The organism is Halocatena halophila, from assembly GCA_027563145.1.
Lineage (GTDB): Archaea > Halobacteriota > Halobacteria > Halobacteriales > Haloarculaceae > Halocatena > Halocatena halophila.
This window is the reverse complement of the sequence record CP071307.1, coordinates 417,485-432,584: the sequence shown is the minus strand read 5'-3', so window position 1 is coordinate 432,584 and position 15,100 is coordinate 417,485. Positions and strand designations below refer to the sequence as shown.

General features: G+C 56.5%; 18 protein-coding genes. 8 read left to right on the top strand and 10 right to left on the bottom strand.

Going from position 1 to position 15,100, the window contains the following annotated elements; all coding sequences use genetic code 11:
• Window positions 1-423 precede the first annotated feature (423 nt).
• The gene (locus JXQ78_RS16170) at window positions 424-1,083 is read right to left on the bottom strand and encodes an HNH endonuclease (protein WP_330632867.1); all 660 of its coding nucleotides are present in this window, start codon (window positions 1,081-1,083) and stop codon (window positions 424-426) included.
• Between the two features lie 155 nt (window positions 1,084-1,238).
• On the opposite strand from JXQ78_RS16170, the gene JXQ78_RS16165 reads away from it, so the two are divergent.
• The 3 genes from JXQ78_RS16165 to JXQ78_RS16155 are packed head-to-tail and all read left to right on the top strand — an operon-like array spanning window position 1,239 to window position 3,244.
• Entirely contained in the window at window positions 1,239-1,823 is a 585-nt protein-coding gene (locus JXQ78_RS16165) for a biotin transporter BioY (protein WP_330632866.1), read from the top strand.
• A gap of 6 nt (window positions 1,824-1,829) precedes the next feature.
• Window positions 1,830-2,546: an energy-coupling factor ABC transporter ATP-binding protein gene (locus tag JXQ78_RS16160; protein ID WP_330632865.1), complete on the top strand. Its 717-nt coding sequence runs from the start codon at window positions 1,830-1,832 to the stop codon at window positions 2,544-2,546.
• Complete coding sequence (locus tag JXQ78_RS16155) at window positions 2,540-3,244, top strand: energy-coupling factor transporter transmembrane component T family protein (RefSeq protein ID WP_330632864.1); 705 nt, start codon at window positions 2,540-2,542, stop codon at window positions 3,242-3,244. The genes JXQ78_RS16160 and JXQ78_RS16155 overlap by 7 nt, the downstream gene beginning before the upstream one ends.
• A 10-nt stretch (window positions 3,245-3,254) precedes the next feature.
• Here the strand turns inward: JXQ78_RS16155 and JXQ78_RS16150 are convergent, their stop codons facing one another.
• Window positions 3,255-3,800 (bottom strand): nucleoside-triphosphatase, encoded by a 546-nt coding sequence (locus tag JXQ78_RS16150; protein WP_330632863.1) that lies wholly within the window; start codon window positions 3,798-3,800, stop codon window positions 3,255-3,257.
• 254 nt (window positions 3,801-4,054) lie between these two features.
• Between JXQ78_RS16150 and JXQ78_RS16145 the strand changes: the two genes are divergently transcribed.
• The 4 genes from JXQ78_RS16145 to JXQ78_RS16130 all read left to right on the top strand — a co-directional run bounded on the left by JXQ78_RS16145 (window position 4,055) and on the right by JXQ78_RS16130 (window position 8,235).
• Entirely contained in the window at window positions 4,055-6,037 is a 1,983-nt protein-coding gene (locus JXQ78_RS16145) for a cold-shock protein (protein WP_330632862.1), read from the top strand.
• 25 nt (window positions 6,038-6,062) lie between these two features.
• Window positions 6,063-6,380 carry a hypothetical protein gene (locus JXQ78_RS16140; RefSeq protein WP_330632861.1) on the top strand — a complete coding sequence of 106 codons (318 nt, stop codon included), beginning with the start codon at window positions 6,063-6,065 and terminating at the stop codon, window positions 6,378-6,380.
• A gap of 135 nt (window positions 6,381-6,515) precedes the next feature.
• Window positions 6,516-7,766: a permease gene (locus tag JXQ78_RS16135; protein WP_330632860.1), complete on the top strand. Its 1,251-nt coding sequence runs from the start codon at window positions 6,516-6,518 to the stop codon at window positions 7,764-7,766.
• A gap of 109 nt (window positions 7,767-7,875) precedes the next feature.
• Window positions 7,876-8,235: a hypothetical protein gene (locus JXQ78_RS16130; protein ID WP_330632859.1), complete on the top strand. Its 360-nt coding sequence runs from the start codon at window positions 7,876-7,878 to the stop codon at window positions 8,233-8,235.
• An 87-nt stretch (window positions 8,236-8,322) separates the two neighbouring features.
• Here JXQ78_RS16130 and JXQ78_RS16125 read toward each other — a convergent pair whose 3' ends face one another.
• The 7 genes from JXQ78_RS16125 to sugE form a co-directional block, all read right to left on the bottom strand.
• On the bottom strand, window positions 8,323-8,904 hold the full coding sequence (locus tag JXQ78_RS16125) for a hypothetical protein (RefSeq protein ID WP_330632858.1): 582 nt from the start codon (window positions 8,902-8,904) through the stop codon (window positions 8,323-8,325).
• 98 nt (window positions 8,905-9,002) lie between these two features.
• Entirely contained in the window at window positions 9,003-9,470 is a 468-nt protein-coding gene (locus JXQ78_RS16120) for a hypothetical protein (protein WP_330632857.1), read from the bottom strand.
• On the bottom strand, window positions 9,467-10,762 hold the full coding sequence (locus JXQ78_RS16115) for a right-handed parallel beta-helix repeat-containing protein (RefSeq protein ID WP_330633545.1): 1,296 nt from the start codon (window positions 10,760-10,762) through the stop codon (window positions 9,467-9,469). The genes JXQ78_RS16120 and JXQ78_RS16115 overlap by 4 nt, the downstream gene beginning before the upstream one ends.
• Window positions 10,763-10,826: 64 nt before the next feature.
• On the bottom strand, window positions 10,827-11,264 hold the full coding sequence (locus JXQ78_RS16110) for a halocyanin domain-containing protein (protein WP_330633544.1): 438 nt from the start codon (window positions 11,262-11,264) through the stop codon (window positions 10,827-10,829).
• A 72-nt stretch (window positions 11,265-11,336) separates the two neighbouring features.
• Window positions 11,337-12,707: a sodium:calcium antiporter gene (locus JXQ78_RS16105; protein WP_330633543.1), complete on the bottom strand. Its 1,371-nt coding sequence runs from the start codon at window positions 12,705-12,707 to the stop codon at window positions 11,337-11,339.
• 268 nt (window positions 12,708-12,975) lie between these two features.
• Window positions 12,976-13,152: an HVO_2922 family protein gene (locus JXQ78_RS16100; protein ID WP_330633542.1), complete on the bottom strand. Its 177-nt coding sequence runs from the start codon at window positions 13,150-13,152 to the stop codon at window positions 12,976-12,978.
• A gap of 61 nt (window positions 13,153-13,213) precedes the next feature.
• Window positions 13,214-13,537, bottom strand: a complete 324-nt coding sequence (gene sugE, locus JXQ78_RS16095) for a quaternary ammonium compound efflux SMR transporter SugE (RefSeq protein ID WP_330633541.1) — start codon at window positions 13,535-13,537, stop codon at window positions 13,214-13,216.
• Between the two features lie 66 nt (window positions 13,538-13,603).
• On the opposite strand from sugE, the gene JXQ78_RS16090 reads away from it, so the two are divergent.
• Window positions 13,604-14,539, top strand: coding sequence for a universal stress protein (locus tag JXQ78_RS16090; RefSeq protein ID WP_330633540.1), 936 nt, complete (start codon window positions 13,604-13,606; stop codon window positions 14,537-14,539).
• On the opposite strand, the gene JXQ78_RS16085 is transcribed toward JXQ78_RS16090, so the two are convergent.
• On the bottom strand, window positions 14,536-14,961 hold the full coding sequence (locus tag JXQ78_RS16085; RefSeq protein WP_330633539.1) for a CBS domain-containing protein: 426 nt from the start codon (window positions 14,959-14,961) through the stop codon (window positions 14,536-14,538). The genes JXQ78_RS16090 and JXQ78_RS16085 overlap by 4 nt on opposite strands.
• Window positions 14,962-15,100: the final 139 nt, after the last annotated feature.

Sequence of the window (15,100 nt, the reverse complement as noted above, 5' to 3'; positions counted from 1 at the left end):
GAAAGTATTCAATACAGACGCCTGATCGGCTTGCGTCCCATCCGCCCAAAGACATCTGTCAGAAAAAATTATTTCGCCGAACAGGGGACTGAAAATCACCGTTGAGAACACAGAAAACCACGTCTGTTTTACAAATACCGTACCAAGATAAGTTTCTTATGAAATAATCATGATTTAAATAACAAAGTATGTTATACGGGATGAGTGATACAACTGCCAGCGATGAAAATCAGCTGGACTCGACCTATTGATCCCGTAAAGATCAGGTATCGTGATGTGTTTCTTGGTATACTCTGGATTCTGGTGGTTATCTGTCTCCCAGCGGTGGTGCTGTGGGTTATGTGGACCTCGTTGACGCCGGTGTTGTTTCTTCTCGCCGTAGGTCTCGTGACGATGACAGTTGGATTGTTGCAATCTGCCTGATCATCGTCGATACCACCACCAGCACACTGCGAGCACGACTGGCATACCAGTGGTCCCGATAACTGCACCGAATCCATTGATCTCGATTGCAGCGTCAAGATTTGTATAGAGTATTGCTCCGCTAATAGTGGCAGCGACGGCGTAGACACGTGCCACGGCTGCTGGACGAATCAACACCCCAACAGTCATCAGGACGATGGCTCCGACGCCCACACCCCACAGCCCCGACCCAATTGGATGCTCCAGCAATACCATTCCAGCGAGCGTGTGACATGCGAGCACGACGACGCCTGCCAGCAGCCACCGGACCAGACCGGACAGCCGTTCGAAAAGCCCTGGTTGGTGGGCGACATCGTCTCGCCCGGCCGTAATGTCGTGGTCGTGGCGGTCGTTGTGACAGTCGACACAGAGCGTAATGAGATTCGAGAGCCGGTTCGAGCCTCCCTCTGCGAGCGGCGTCTGATGGTGAACATCGAGCACGACACCATCATCACCCGCATGTGGGCCGCTTTTGACACCACAGTCCTGACACGTCCAGTCGTCTCGCTTTTGTACAGCGGACCGACGGGCGTCCCAGTCTGGCGGGTATCGGTTCGTCGAGCTGTCGTACCCCGACTGATCGTCAAACTCCCCGTTGATCGCCCCACCAGCTGCACTCATATTGTGATGGTCTGGTGTCTGTTTGGGAACTGTAAAAGTCTCTCTGTCTTCTTGTCCGCTCGGATTACTCCCTGGTGGGCCGACCCGTGGGGAATGCGCACAGACAGGGCTGTCAACCGATGTGGATAAGTGAGTTGACCGACCGAGATTCACCGATGACGGCATCTGATTCATCACAGGTCGATCTGGTCGGTGCTGAGCTGACGCGAAACATCGTTCGTGCCGCGCTGTTTGCGGCGCTACTCGGTGCGTTCTCACAGGTGAGTTTCTCTATCCCGTTTTCGCCAGCACCGATCACGCTCCAGCTTCTTGGCGTCTATCTCGCAGGGATACTCCTCGGACCAGTGTGGGGCGGGGGTGCCTGTGTCCTGTATCTCCTCGCCGGTGCGCTCGGCGCACCAGTGTTCGCCGAGCGCGCCTCGGGTCTTGGCGTGATGGTTGGTCCAACAGGAGGCTATCTGTTTGCGATGCCGATTGCGGCAGTCATCATCGGAATGATCGTCCACGGCAACACGTCGCTTGTCGATCCTTCACAGCGGGGTGTCGGTCGGTTGCTCGCTGGGCTCATCTCTGGAACGGTCGTCATCTACACCTGTGGAGTGGTCGGGATGATGGTTTTGCTCGATTTCACCGTCCAGGGAGCGATCACTGCTGGCGCGCTCGTCTTTCTCCCTGGCGAGGCGTTAAAAATCGCGGCGGCGATCGGAATCGTTCGAAGTGACGCAATAACCGCCGCGTGACTCCCCATGATTGAGTGTCGCGAAATCACGTATCGATACGAGGCCCAGTCTGCAGACGGTCGGCCAGTGCTCGATGGCGTCTCGCTGACGATTGACGATGGATCCTTTGTCGTACTCGCCGGAGCGAACGGATCTGGAAAAACCACCCTCGTGCGCCACTGCAATGGACTGTACACCCCTGACGCCGGATCTGTTCTAATCAACGGCGTGTCGGTCGCAGCCGCCCCGGTTGCGGCGCGAACGGCGGTTGCGATGACGTTTCAAGAGCCAAGAGACGGCTTTGTCGCCGCCACAGTCGGTGCTGACGTGGCGTTCGGTCCGGAGAATCTCGGACTCGACAGGGCAACGATTGACCAGCGGGTCGAAGACGCGCTCGCTGCGGTCGGGCTCACCGGGTACGAAGGGACACACATTGAGCACCTCTCGGGTGGTGAGCGAATGCGGGTAGCGATCGCGGGCGCGTTGGCGATGCAACCGGACCATCTGCTGTTGGATGAACCACTGGTCGGACTCGATGCTCCCGCAGAGCAATCAGTGCTCGATCGGCTCTCTGCGCTCTCTGCCGATGGAATGAGCATCGTTGTGGTGACACATGAGCTTCGCGATCTCGTCGAGCTCGCCGATCGGATCGTGGTACTGGCCGATGGAGCGATCGCACTCGATGGCCAACCAGCTGCAGTGTGTGACCGGCTTCCCGAATATGGGGTTTCTTCGCCGTGTTGAGCTACGCTCCAGGCTCGTCGGTTGCTCACCGCCTGGATCCCCGCACGAAACTGTTCGTGCAGATTGCGATCGCAATCGCAGCATTTGCTCACACAACGCCTCGAGGGTTGCTTATCCTCACAGCCATCACCGGGATCGTACTGGTCAGTGCAGATCTTGATCCGAGAGGAGTACTCAGAGAGCTGCGATGGCTCCTGGTGCTCACCACGATGGGTCCAGTGTTTTCTGTTCTGGTGTTCGGTCCTCCGTGGATCGACCTCTATCGAGCAATCGATCCGGCGATGGCCAGCTATCGTGTCCTCTGTCTGTTACTCGTCAGCGTGGCGTACGTCCGAACCACCCCGGTTCGTGACTCGCGGGCCGCGATCGAATGGTTCATTCCCGGTCGCCTTGGCCGTGGGCTCGGACTCGGCGTCGGGTTGGTGTTTCGGTTGCTTCCAGTGTTGCTCGCCGACGTTTCTCGGTTGCGGATGGCCATCGACGCACGAGCCGGCACCCAGCGACCCCTACACGACCGCATTCGACGACTCACTCTGGGCAGTCTCCGGCGTCTGTTCGACCGCGTGGAGACGCTGACGATGGCGTTGCAGGCGCGGTGTCTCTCCTGGAATCCGACCACGCCGCCGCTGGGGTTCGAGGTGATCGACTGGCCTGCACTCGTGCTGGCGTTCGGGCTGCTGGGCTGGGCAGTGGTCTGAGGGCTGGCGGTCAGTGGCCTTCGATCAGTACGGCCAGATCTGCGGCCAGATCGATCGGCAGCCGGTCGCGTTCCGCTTCCGTCATGCGAATCATCTCACAGTCGTCGCGGCGCTTTATCTCACCGATAACCCCATCAGTTGGTGCTGCGGCGATAGAAGCCAGCACGGGAATCGAATCGTTGAGGACGGATCTGACTGCCCCAGGAAAGGACGCACATTCGAGTTGCATCGGTGCGATCTCATCGAGAATGATGCAGTCGGCGTCTGCGAGCCCGCGCTCGAAAGCGGCCTCATACATTTCTTCGACGGCTGCTACGTCCACGCGGTAGTCACCTATTTTCGGGCCAGCTTCGCGGTTGATGTGTGCTAGCGTCCGGAAATCGCCGGACATCGCGTCAACGAGATCAATTCCGATCCGCTCGCCGTTGACCTGACATTCGGGACAGTACACACCACCGACCTCGTGGCCAATCTCTGCGAGTCGGTCCCCAACACGTTGCAGCACGGTCGTTTTTCCCACCTGGGGCGGCCCTGTGAGCACGATGTTTTTTGGCATCGTCTATTTCACGTGTCCCGTTTTGGGTGCCCATACTATGATTGTATCTCTTGATTACCTATTGCATGCGGTTGGACGACAACACTCTCACACAGGCCATAATAATGATACGGTCGAAATTTTTCAATTATTGTACAGTGACGCGAAAAATCGCCCCCTCGATAGTGACTCAGTAACGATCGTTCTATTATGATTACACAATAGAGTATTTAAAATGCGAAACTATTATATCATTTTCTTATCCATAAGAATGTATGCCGGTCGTCCACGAGTATACTGATGGTAGCAGTATGTATTTACGAAGCACCGTCGATGGTACGTCTGTGACCCTCCATCTGTCTGAAGAGGCGGGCGATCTGTTGTCGTCGCTTGGATATACGGACGGTTCGACGGTGGACTGGAGCGTGCTCACGCCACTCTGGGAACACGACCATGTGTATACGAACGACGACGAACAAACCACGCTGCTTGCGGAGGTGTTCGATGGGACTGAGCCCCTCGATCAAACCGATCCATCAGAGTATGAGAAAATAAAATCGTTTCTGGAACCTGAACGATCTGACACGTCGAACAAATCGAACGGACAGTCCCAAAAAACGAGCGCAGCCCATCGAACGAACGGCGGGGGGCTCACCACGAAGTACACGACGAACACGGACTTTTCGACCGATCCGAATCCGGCGCTCACCGACCAGGATACCGATCGTTTCGAGGGACAGATCGAGTTCATCGACGAAGAGTATTCGTATGGCTTCGTTACGTTGAACGAACTCGATGAGTCGGTGTATCTGACGCCTGCCGTGATCGATGAGCAGTCGTTATCCGCTGGCGAGACGGTGTCGTTTGAAATCGATAGTATGGACGGTGGACTCCAGGCTGTCGATGTCCAGCGAGTTGTGGACACTTCGGGTGATGACTCGCCGAGCGATGGATCGTCTGTTGCAAACGAGAGAACGCCGGCCGCTGAGACACCTAGTCCACAGGCTGAATCGACCGCGGTGGCTCCGTACTACGACGAACCCGTCGTTCGCTGTCCGTTCTGTGAGGAACACTGTTCCTCGCTCGAACTCCTCGCACACGTTCGTCGCAAATCGGATGCAGATCACGGATCCGACGGGACCGTTCCGTCTTCACTGGATCTGTCGACAGTGGCTGTCGTTGAATCGGGAACGGATACGGTGGTCCAGCCCCGGACAACGACGGCCGTGACTCCATCCGCCTTCACACCGCTCTGTCGGTGGTGTGGTGACCCATTCGTCCGATACGACCGGCTCGTGGCGCACACGACGCGCACCGACACAGCTGATGGTGGATGTAGACACGAAGAATGCACGCCTGAGGAGGCCGCCGTGTTCGTCCCCCTCGACGGTGCGGGTCGGTCACTTGCCCCTGAAAGTAGGATAGACGATGCGCTGTCGGCTGCGGCACAAAACACACTCACATATGTCGAATTCGACAGTGAGCCCCACGAGTCAGACAGTGCGTCTCCCGAGACCGGCAATGAGACCCACGAGCCAGACCATGCGGTAGACGCCTCCGACGATGAGACAATCGTCTCAGAGAATGGGGCCTATCGGACTGACAAAAAAGCACACGAGACAGAATCCTGGTCCGACCGACGGGTGCCTGCAATGGAATGTTACTGGCTGTTTTCGGATCTAGAAATAGTGTCGTCGTCGCTGTCTGAGGTGGTCGACCCCGAACCCACTGGCCTGTCAGCCGCCACAGCGTTCGCCAATCAGCTGTGCGAGCTTCTTGCCGAACGGATCGACACCGAACTGTTCGACGCGTATCGAACTGAGTGGGACCGTCCCGACTATGGTCGTCCCCTGGATGCAACCTTGGATGCGTTGATCGACGTGCCCGACGATCGAGCACCGCTGTTCGTTCCCCATGGATTCGAACTCGATCGTGTAGTGATGGCCGATCTGGGTACCACTGTATTTTCCGAGAACGGCGATTCACCGTCACGAACTGAGTCGGCGAACGAATCGGTCCATGATGATCCAGCGGCTGGGTCCGCTGAGGACAGTGGCGCGAACGAGAACGCAAAGTTGTCCCCCGCGCTTGCGTCACAGCCCCCCACGTCTATCCCGCGATCCGTTATCGATGACGTACTCGAGACGTACGTTACCTACGAGAAAGACAGACGCGAGAGCTCGTGGTTCCACGCGATGACCGTGTTACAGCGACAGGTGACCGCCTGGGAATCCTCGGAGTCGGAGGATCTTCCGTGAAAACGGTCGATTGCTGCCATTGACCATGGTATCTGTTTTCAGTGCCTTACAGTTCGTACTGTTTGGATCGTGTGGAGTGTTCTGTCTCGTTCTCGGGTATCGGATGCGATATGATGAACGAGTGCTGTCTGTCGGCGTGTTCGATCCCGATGACGTTACCGACAGGCGGGCACTCACGCGTGCGACCGGCACGAATGTTATGGTAGTTGGCACGGTCACCACTGCAGTCGCGGTGATCGACGGGGTGGGGGGTGGATTCACGACGCTTTGGGTTAGCTACGGGTTTTTCTTGGGGCTGGCCGTTGTCGTGACCGTTGTCGTGACCAATCGGTACACCAGATAGCCTCCAATCTCCCTTTGATCGTAGCCAATCCTAAGGTGGGTCCTCGACCATCTGTGTGACACTGCGGTGAAAACTGCATGCATAGTGCAGGCCAAGCGGAAGTTACCGCACCGATCTAGCCCCCCACGATCATCTATGCCACCACTCATACAGGGACTCATCGATTCGCTTCAATTTTCGGCCGAGATGTTTTATGAAATCTGGTGGGCGCTCGTTCTCGGTTTTACGATCTCTGGTGGGGTCCAGACGTTCGTCACCGAGTCACAGATGAGCGAGTTTCTCGGTGGGCGAGGAGTCAAAGAGACCTTCTTCGGCGCTGGATTTGGCTTTCTCTCCTCAAGTTGCTCGTTTGCGGCGGTTGCGACGTCCAGATCGTTGTTCAGCAAGGGAGCGTCGCCGGAGGCCTCGCTCGCAGGATTTCAGTTTGCCAGCACGAATCTCGTCATCGAACTCGGACTCGTGCTGTATTTCTTGCTTGGTTTCCATTTCGTCGTTGCGAATTTTCTCGGTGGATTCATTCTCATCGCATTGCTCGCGCTGGTTACCCGGTATCTCATTCCCGAATCGTGGTTTGATGTGGCACGCGAGAACGCCAAGCGGTCACCCGGCGGCATGCAGATGGACACGTTGTTCTCGTTGCTCGTTCGGCTGGGTCGGGCACTCCCCCAGTTTGTACACCGACGCGCATCTGATACCAGTTCGATGAACGCTGGGGTTGATGGGGATGTCAACAAACACGAACGTTCTGAGGCAACTACACACGGCCAGCACCACGCAAGGGGACCCGCATCTCACGACCTCCGGTCGGTTGCTGGCTGGAAAACCGCATTCCGGAAGACGATAAAGGACTGGTCGATGGTCGCTAGTGACGTGATTCTCGGGTTTTTCCTTGCCGGTATCGTCGCGACGTTCGTTCCACACACGGTCTGGGAAGGCCTGTTCATGCTTGCCCCGCAAGGCTCCGTCGCGTGGGTCGTCCTGGGCTGTTTTTTCGGCACGACGCTCGCAATCTTTACGTTTCTCTGTTCGATCGGCAACGTTCCGTTCGCGGTTATTCTGTGGAACGCCGGTATTCCGTTTGGCGGGGTCATTTCGTTCATTTTCGGTGATCTCGTCGTTCCGCAGATCGACAACATCTATCGAAAATACTACGGCATCCGAATGGCCCTCACGCTGTTCGTTTCGATATTCTCTATATCTGTCATAACTGGCGTGATCGTCTACTACATCTGGGCGACCATCGGATGGATTCCACAGCGGCGCGCTGGAATTGGCGGCGTGCCTACCGCGTACAAGGAGGTGCTTACCATCGTGTTTACCGCGCTCTTTCTCGTGCAGGTGTATGTGGTCGTCCTCCAACCACGCTTGCGTTCGGGCGGATCGTAAGTGATCTAGTGATTTATTTGACAGTTCAAAACAGGTCTCCAGATTCGTCCGTGAAACATCACTGTTGATTGCCACCAATGTATTTGTAATTGGGGGCGATTTCTCTAGTATGGATCTGACACGACGGACGTTCGTGACGGGCGGTACCCTCTTCGTATGTGGGCTTTCGGGTTGTCTAGAGACGAATCAAGGAGAGATCACCCTCAGTATCGAAAATGAAAGCCCCTCACCAAGATCTGTTACACTGACCGTCGAACAGCTGACCAAAGCGGATATCCTTTTTAAAACCTCGATCGAACTGACCGGCGACGACGGCACCGAAATCACCAGAACGGTCCCAAGAAACGACGACCTCCTGCTCCTGGTTAGTACGGATGCTGGCGTCGAGGATACGTTCGAGTGGACGGAGGTGAAATCTGCACTCACCATTCGAATCACGAACGATATCATCGAATTTGACACCGCCTAGCGCTCGGTTCGACCGACTCACGAGCGGTGTTTATTCATGTCTGTGGAATGTATCTACTATAATAGAACTGTCAGCCGATGGCAGCGCTCACGCCGTCTCGAGGCAGTCGAATGCCGTCGAGTGACGAATTTTTTCGTCCCAGTCAAGCACCGATTCGGTGTCGAGTTGTTCGTTCGCGTCAATTCCACACTCATAGAGCCGCTGTAGCGCAACGGCTAGCTCCTGTGGACAGTCGGTCGTATTAGTGGTTCGTTTGAACGAAATCGGCTCGACCGTTTCATCAGCAATTCCGGCGTCTTCTAGCAACGCATCGTCGATTGCGGCCGTCGGCTGGTGGAACGAATAGCCTGCCTGAAAGTCGAAGCAGTACATCTCACGGCTTCCGTTCAGCTCGTGACACGTGATCCGAGTGGACTGTGGCGCCGCCTTGACAAGCCGATGGATGGCGATCGTTTTCACCCGATACAGCGCGGTCTTTCTCACCGACTGTAATCGTGCAGTCAGTCCGTCGCCGTCGTGGTAGGCTTCTTCGGCGTTGCGGTCGAAGCGCTTTGCGTGGCGGTTGATCGTGTAGACCGCATCGAATATTCTGCTGTCCTGAGAAAGCGGACGAATCGTGTCGTAATCGACCGTGACGTGGGTGGTCGACCGCTGGTTCGTAGATCCCATGGGTCTCGTCGTACGTAACGGGTTCATTGTTGGTAACGACAGCCATTCATGTTAATAAATTTCCATAATGACTGTGCCTCCTCGACTAGGAGAAATCGCTACTTCGTCTCCACTGGTCCGTATCGATGGTCCAAAAAGGAGGCGACGCCGGCAATGAGTGTTGCAATCACTCCGAAGACGATGACGACCAGAAGGATGGCTTCAGAGAGCACGGTCGGCCACGGGTTGGCAACTCCCTGCGTGTAGGCCCCATAGAGGCCTCCCCCAGCGAGCACCAGCGGTGTGATGGCGATCGCGGCCGACAGCTGATAGAGGCCGGTGGTTACCACTGCCATTCTGGTTGGCTGTGTGTAACATCTGATGATTCCGATGAGACCGACGATACCAAATGCAGGCCACCGAACGGAAAAATCGGCGACGGTCCACGAACAGTACGCCCCAACAAGCAGGCCAAGAAAGATGGCAAGTAGCATCGTCGAGTAGCCGTGGTCGGTAATGGCTGTCCGGCTGTGTATATGCGATCGAAGACGAGCAGTGATCCCGGCGGGCGTAGAATCGTCGCTCATTGGTCTCCCCGTGGTCCAACAGCCTCACGTGGCGGTCGTTCGGGGTCGTCCATCGACGGCTGTTCGGGTGGGTCGGGTCCACCGAGCCAGTCGCCGTGTGGAAACTCACCAAGCTCGGTCTGGAGATACAACAGCCCCTGCGAGAGCGTCACCCACGGATCGCCAGTGGAGCCAAAAACGCTCGCCAGCATGCCGTCGCTGTGGAGCCAGCTCGGCCGGCTCGAACTGACCGAATTGTTCTTGAATCGGTTTCCACCGTCATTCGGACTTCCAAGCGCGAGATCTGCGCGTCCCGATTCTTGTACGTGATTTCTCTCGATCAGATTTCCGGCCGGCTGCCAGATCGATGAATCAACCATCGGGATAGCGGCGATCCCGTAGTTCGCGTGGTTCGAGACGTTATTGTTGAGGACCTCGTTGTCATGGCCGCCTGCGATACCGATGCCGGTTCCGTAGGCTGCATAAGCGAATGCCTTTGCTGGAGCATCCTGGTTGTTGTTCGATCGGACTTCGTTGTTCTCGATTCGCGTGGCGGCCTGTGGCGCCAACTTTTCTGAATCGAGCGTGTTGGGGACGATACCGCCCATGTTCCGTTTCCAGACGGAATTGCGGATCACGAGGTCGCCACCGGCATTCGTTCCGGAGTATCCAAGCCCATTGCGCTCGGCGGTGACCTGCTCGATGCGGGCATGACAGGGATTGCACTGACCGATGTAAAACCCCGAATCCGGATGTCCAGCCGCATAGGAATGCTCGAACAGCCCATTGACAGAATCGAACGCGTAGACGCCGTACTCGCCGTTGTTTGCGGCCGTCAAATAGCTCCCCCGGTAGCCATTGACCCCCGTCCAATAGACGCCATTGTAGGTGTAGTTCATCGCCGTCAGGTTCTCGATTACCACCCCGTCGGCCGTTGCGGTGATTCCGTTGTGACGTGTTCCCTCGCCGTCAAGCACGACCTCGTTGCGGTCCGTTCCACGGATCGTCAGCTTCTCCGTCTCACTCACCGTCACCTCCTCGTGGTATCGTCCCGGTCCCACCAACACGAGATCCCTTGGCGACGCCGCCTCAACAGCGTCCTGGATCGTTTCATACGCCTCAGGCACGCGGTGGACCGCAAACTCCTCATACTCACGCGGTTCGGCTCGATCAGCCAGCTTCGCTGGGGTGTCGTGGTCGTTTTTGTCCCCTAACCGCCCCATGGCGACGCCGGTTCCAACGACGCCTGCTGCGGTGGTTGCACGCAAAAGCTCACGACGACTGAGCTGGGGCGGGGCCTCATCGCCTGTCATGGTACTATTTTATGATTCATCATTGTTATTTGTCTTTCTATTGGTACTGTGATTTCAGTGCGCTTCAGGCCGTTTCAACCCGCACGCCGCCCTTCATCCCGACCGAGCGGTGTGGTTTGCAGTAGTACGGATACACTCCAGTTGCGGAGATCGAACGTTCGTAGGTAAAGCCCGTTTCCGTGGCGAATTTGCTGGAAAACGCTTCCGATCGCGCGACTACATTGTGCCGACCGCCCTTTCCTGTCCACTCCCAGACCACGGTCGTCTCCGGTGTGACGACGATGGCCGGCGGATCGAACCCAAAATAGCCGCCGTTGGCTTTCGTGCCGACGCGAACGACGGGGCGGTCGGTGTTCGTCCGGTCGATTTCGCCGTCGTAATTATCAACATCCGCAAAAAAATCGCCGTACGATTCTCCACCGTCGGAAACCGATCCGAGACAGCCCGTCAATCCAACGCCGGTGAGCCCAACTGTCCAGCGTAACACCGCCCGCCGTTGCATAGAACTGTTCAGAACAGCACCATTATATTTCTTTCTGTGAAATATACTGGTGTATTATAAGTGCGGGCCTGCTCAGCGTTCCTCGGCAGCGACTGCCGTCTCGCTTTGGAGACTGAACGCCGCGGTGACGGTCGCCGTGGTCCGCTGGAGCAACTCAACGAACGCGTGTCGACGCATCACCAGCAGGACGGTGCCGATAACGAGATAGATTCCCGTGAACACGAGCAACAGATCGTGGCTGTTCACCGGGAGCGCGATCAGATTTTGTATGAGCGCGTATTCGAGCACCACCTGTGAGACGAACAGCACCAGCAGTCCGATTGCCTCCCTGATGCTAATCTGGAAGTTGATGAGGATCGCAAGTGCGAAGTACGACTGTGCGGCGGTGAGCCAGATTTCGGCCGCCTGCTTGGCGTCGAATGCGAGAACGCCGTACTCACCCAGTGCGAGCGAGTGGACAACCACGAGCGTCCCAATCAGCAGTGTCCACTGGTTGAGTTTCGAGGATATGAGCGCGTTGAATCCGGCCGTGGATCGCGCCTTGTTCACCAGATAGAGCACCACGATCAGTTCTGGTGACTCCGATGCGAGTGGTGCAATCCACTGAATCATGAAAAACGATGGGACGCCGATGCCGGTCCCGATCGTTTCGAGCCCGTGTGCGAACGGCTCTACCGCCGTGAAGATCAGTGCGCCCGCATAGACAAACAGGGTGATGACAGCGCCGATTCGCTTTGGTTTGGGGAATGACTGCAGATACGCCGGAACGCCAACGTGGGCCTCTTCAGACTCGACATCGCCGCGCAACACCACGAGGATGTAGATGACATAGATACCAACGAGAATGAGCATGTCCAGCGCATCGATCCCGCCGTTGAACGGCACGAAAAACGCCCAGACGGTCGCACCAAACAAAAACACGACATCGAGGCTGATGTCCGTATCAATCGAGATCGAATCCCGGAGCCACCCAGACCGTGACTGAACGGCCGGATCGGACGCTGCACCGGCTCGTAACACGGTGAACAGCGCAATTCCGGCCCAGCCAATGCCGATGAGAATTCGATTTGCCCCGGTCATGTTCGCAACTGCCAGATTACCGGCCTCAATTCCTCGCTGTGTTCCCTCGTAGATGCCGGCGTTCCAGGCGTACAGGGCATCGACAGCGTACTCCGGGGCAACGGCCAGAATGGCGAGCACTGCGATGGCAAACGCCCGTGGAACGTCTTTTTCTGCCGTTTCTGCCGCCCAGGCGAGCAAAAACGCACCACCGAGGACTGCAAGGCCGCTCACGGCCACCACAGCAGACGGTCCAAGCTCGTGCAACGTCACTGGAGCGTGCAGTCCCAGCATTGGGAGCAACTCCGAACAGAGCCACAGCACTACCCACGGAATGGTGAGCGCAACCGCGAGACCGAGTGCACGGAGTGAACTGTTGCTCATAGCCAATCCTCCAGATTGGCGTCGTCGTCTGTCATCGGTGCACCGAAGGGTCCGTCACTGATTTCGTGCATATCGCTGTTTGGGGGGACGGCTGGCGCACCTATAATCCACAAGATTACGCTCTACTCGTCATTATCGGATCTGTCAGGGCCTCTACTACGAGGATACCGATTTTCCCGGCTCGATGTGAAATTACAACGTAGCAGACGTTACGGCCCAGAATTCGGTCGATACGGGAGGAGATGGCTGCAAGCGAGTGCCTATGTGGCTACTCGACGTGAACGTCGGCGTCTGGGGCGTTGTTTTTCACGCTCTCGATCCCGCGGAGCACACCCTGTTTGGATCGGTAGCCCTCGCCGCTGTCTGCAATGATGTTGCCGTTCGATGCGACGAGCCGCCACCGCCATTCCGATCGTTTGTCCTGAAATACCTCGAATACCGCCATAGATAGCGAACACTAGTCGGTCCGTAGACAAATACTCACGCATGTTCCACTGGGTTGTTGATTACTGACTTGCTGATGAGAGATCGAGGCCGACGATTCCGGCAATGATGACGCCGATGAAAAAGATACGAGTGGCGGATGCCGGTTCGTCGAAGAGGACGATTCCCAACAGCGCAGTACCGACGGCTCCGATTCCGGTCCAGACCGCGTATGCCGTACCGATCGGGAGCGTTCTGACAGCAGATGCTAGCAACAGCATGCTGATAACCAACGCAATAACGGTGCCAGCGGTTGGGATCGGCCGTGTGAATCCTTCTGAGTACTCGAGACCAATCGCCCAGCCGATCTCGAACAGGCCTGCGATAATCAACGTCAGCCACGACATGGTTCGTCGGTTCCACGCTGAGCAGTCTAAACCTTTTGTTAGCAATTTTTTATTGACCTCGAATTTATGGCTATTGCTGTCGAAACGAACCGATATATGTACGAGTCGGTGTTACTGGCGACCGACGGCAGCGAGACGAGTGAGGGGGCTTGCGTTCACGGGCTTTGGCTTTCTCACCGGCTGGGTGCGACGGCCCACATCGTGTCGGTTGTCGATACTGGGCTTCGCGATCGGCTGCCAGTTGGTGCGGGAACGCTTCGTGCGCAACGGTCAGCCAGTCACAAAGCGATTGACCGCCTCGTATCAGTAGCTGAGGAGATTGGTGTGAAAACGGTCGAAACTGCGCTTGATGGACCGCCAGGAGAGCAACTGCTCGAGTACGCGGACGATGTGTCTATCGACTGTCTCGTTCTCGGCAGCCGTGGCCGTGGTGCCCTCATCCAGTACGTGCTGGGAAGCGTGGCGCTTCAACTCATCCGAGAGACCACGAGTCCAGTCATCACTCGGAGCGGACCGCCGCTGGAACTGACTCCACAGTCGGTTCGATCAATCGATTACGAGACGATTCTGGTGGCAACTGATGGTAGCGAGAGTGCTCAAGCGGGCGTTAGAACGGCAGCTGCGCTTGCCGAGAAACTCGATGCGACGGTTCACGCGCTGTACGTCATCAACGAACTGGCATACACGACACATCCACCGCCGAATCGGAGCTGGAAAACGTACAGACGCCGGCTCGAACGCGAGGGTAGAACTGTACTCGATCACGCACAGTCAATTGCTGACACACACGGCGTCGTGCTGACAGAAACGATGAAAGTGGGCATTCCTGAAGCCGAGATCGAATCTCATACGAGAGAGATCGATGCTGACTGTCTCGTGATGGGAACACGAGGGCTCAGTGGTCTCAAACGGGGAGCTATCGGTAGCGTGGTTGCAAGAACCATTCGTTCGGTGGCAGTTCCCGTGCTCACGGTCTCCGAAGAGATCGAATCGAGTCCCTAGAACGAGAACGTATTCATCAGCTCTGGCGAGCTCACCGACGATTTTCCGGAGAGAAATACCGCGAGATCAATCGTGGTGATCACGCCAACCACCGACTCGTCGTCAAGCACTGGTACGTGATGGAATCCCTCCTCGACCATCAGCTCAGCCACATCCTGGATTGGCTCATGAACCGTCGTTGTGATTACTTCGGTACTCATCGCGTCGGAAACGGGTGCGGATGGATCAGTCGAGCCCACCGCGAATCGCTCGATGAAATCCGTCGTCGTCAGTATCCCTTCGAGGTGACCGTCGTCATCGACAACGATCACCGAGCTAATGGAGTGAGCGAGCATCTGATTTGCGGCGGTCTGTAACGAACTGTCTGGCTGAGCAGTATGTACTGGTGATGACATGAGACTGCCAACGAATACGTCGTCCATTGGTAGCAATGGCCACCCAAGACGGTTAAGTATTGTTGCTAGAATCACTTGACATTCTTCAATACAAACAAATCTGCTGTGGTGGTTGCGTTCGAATACGATTGATTTGTCGATAGAAGATTACTGAACTGGCTGGCGG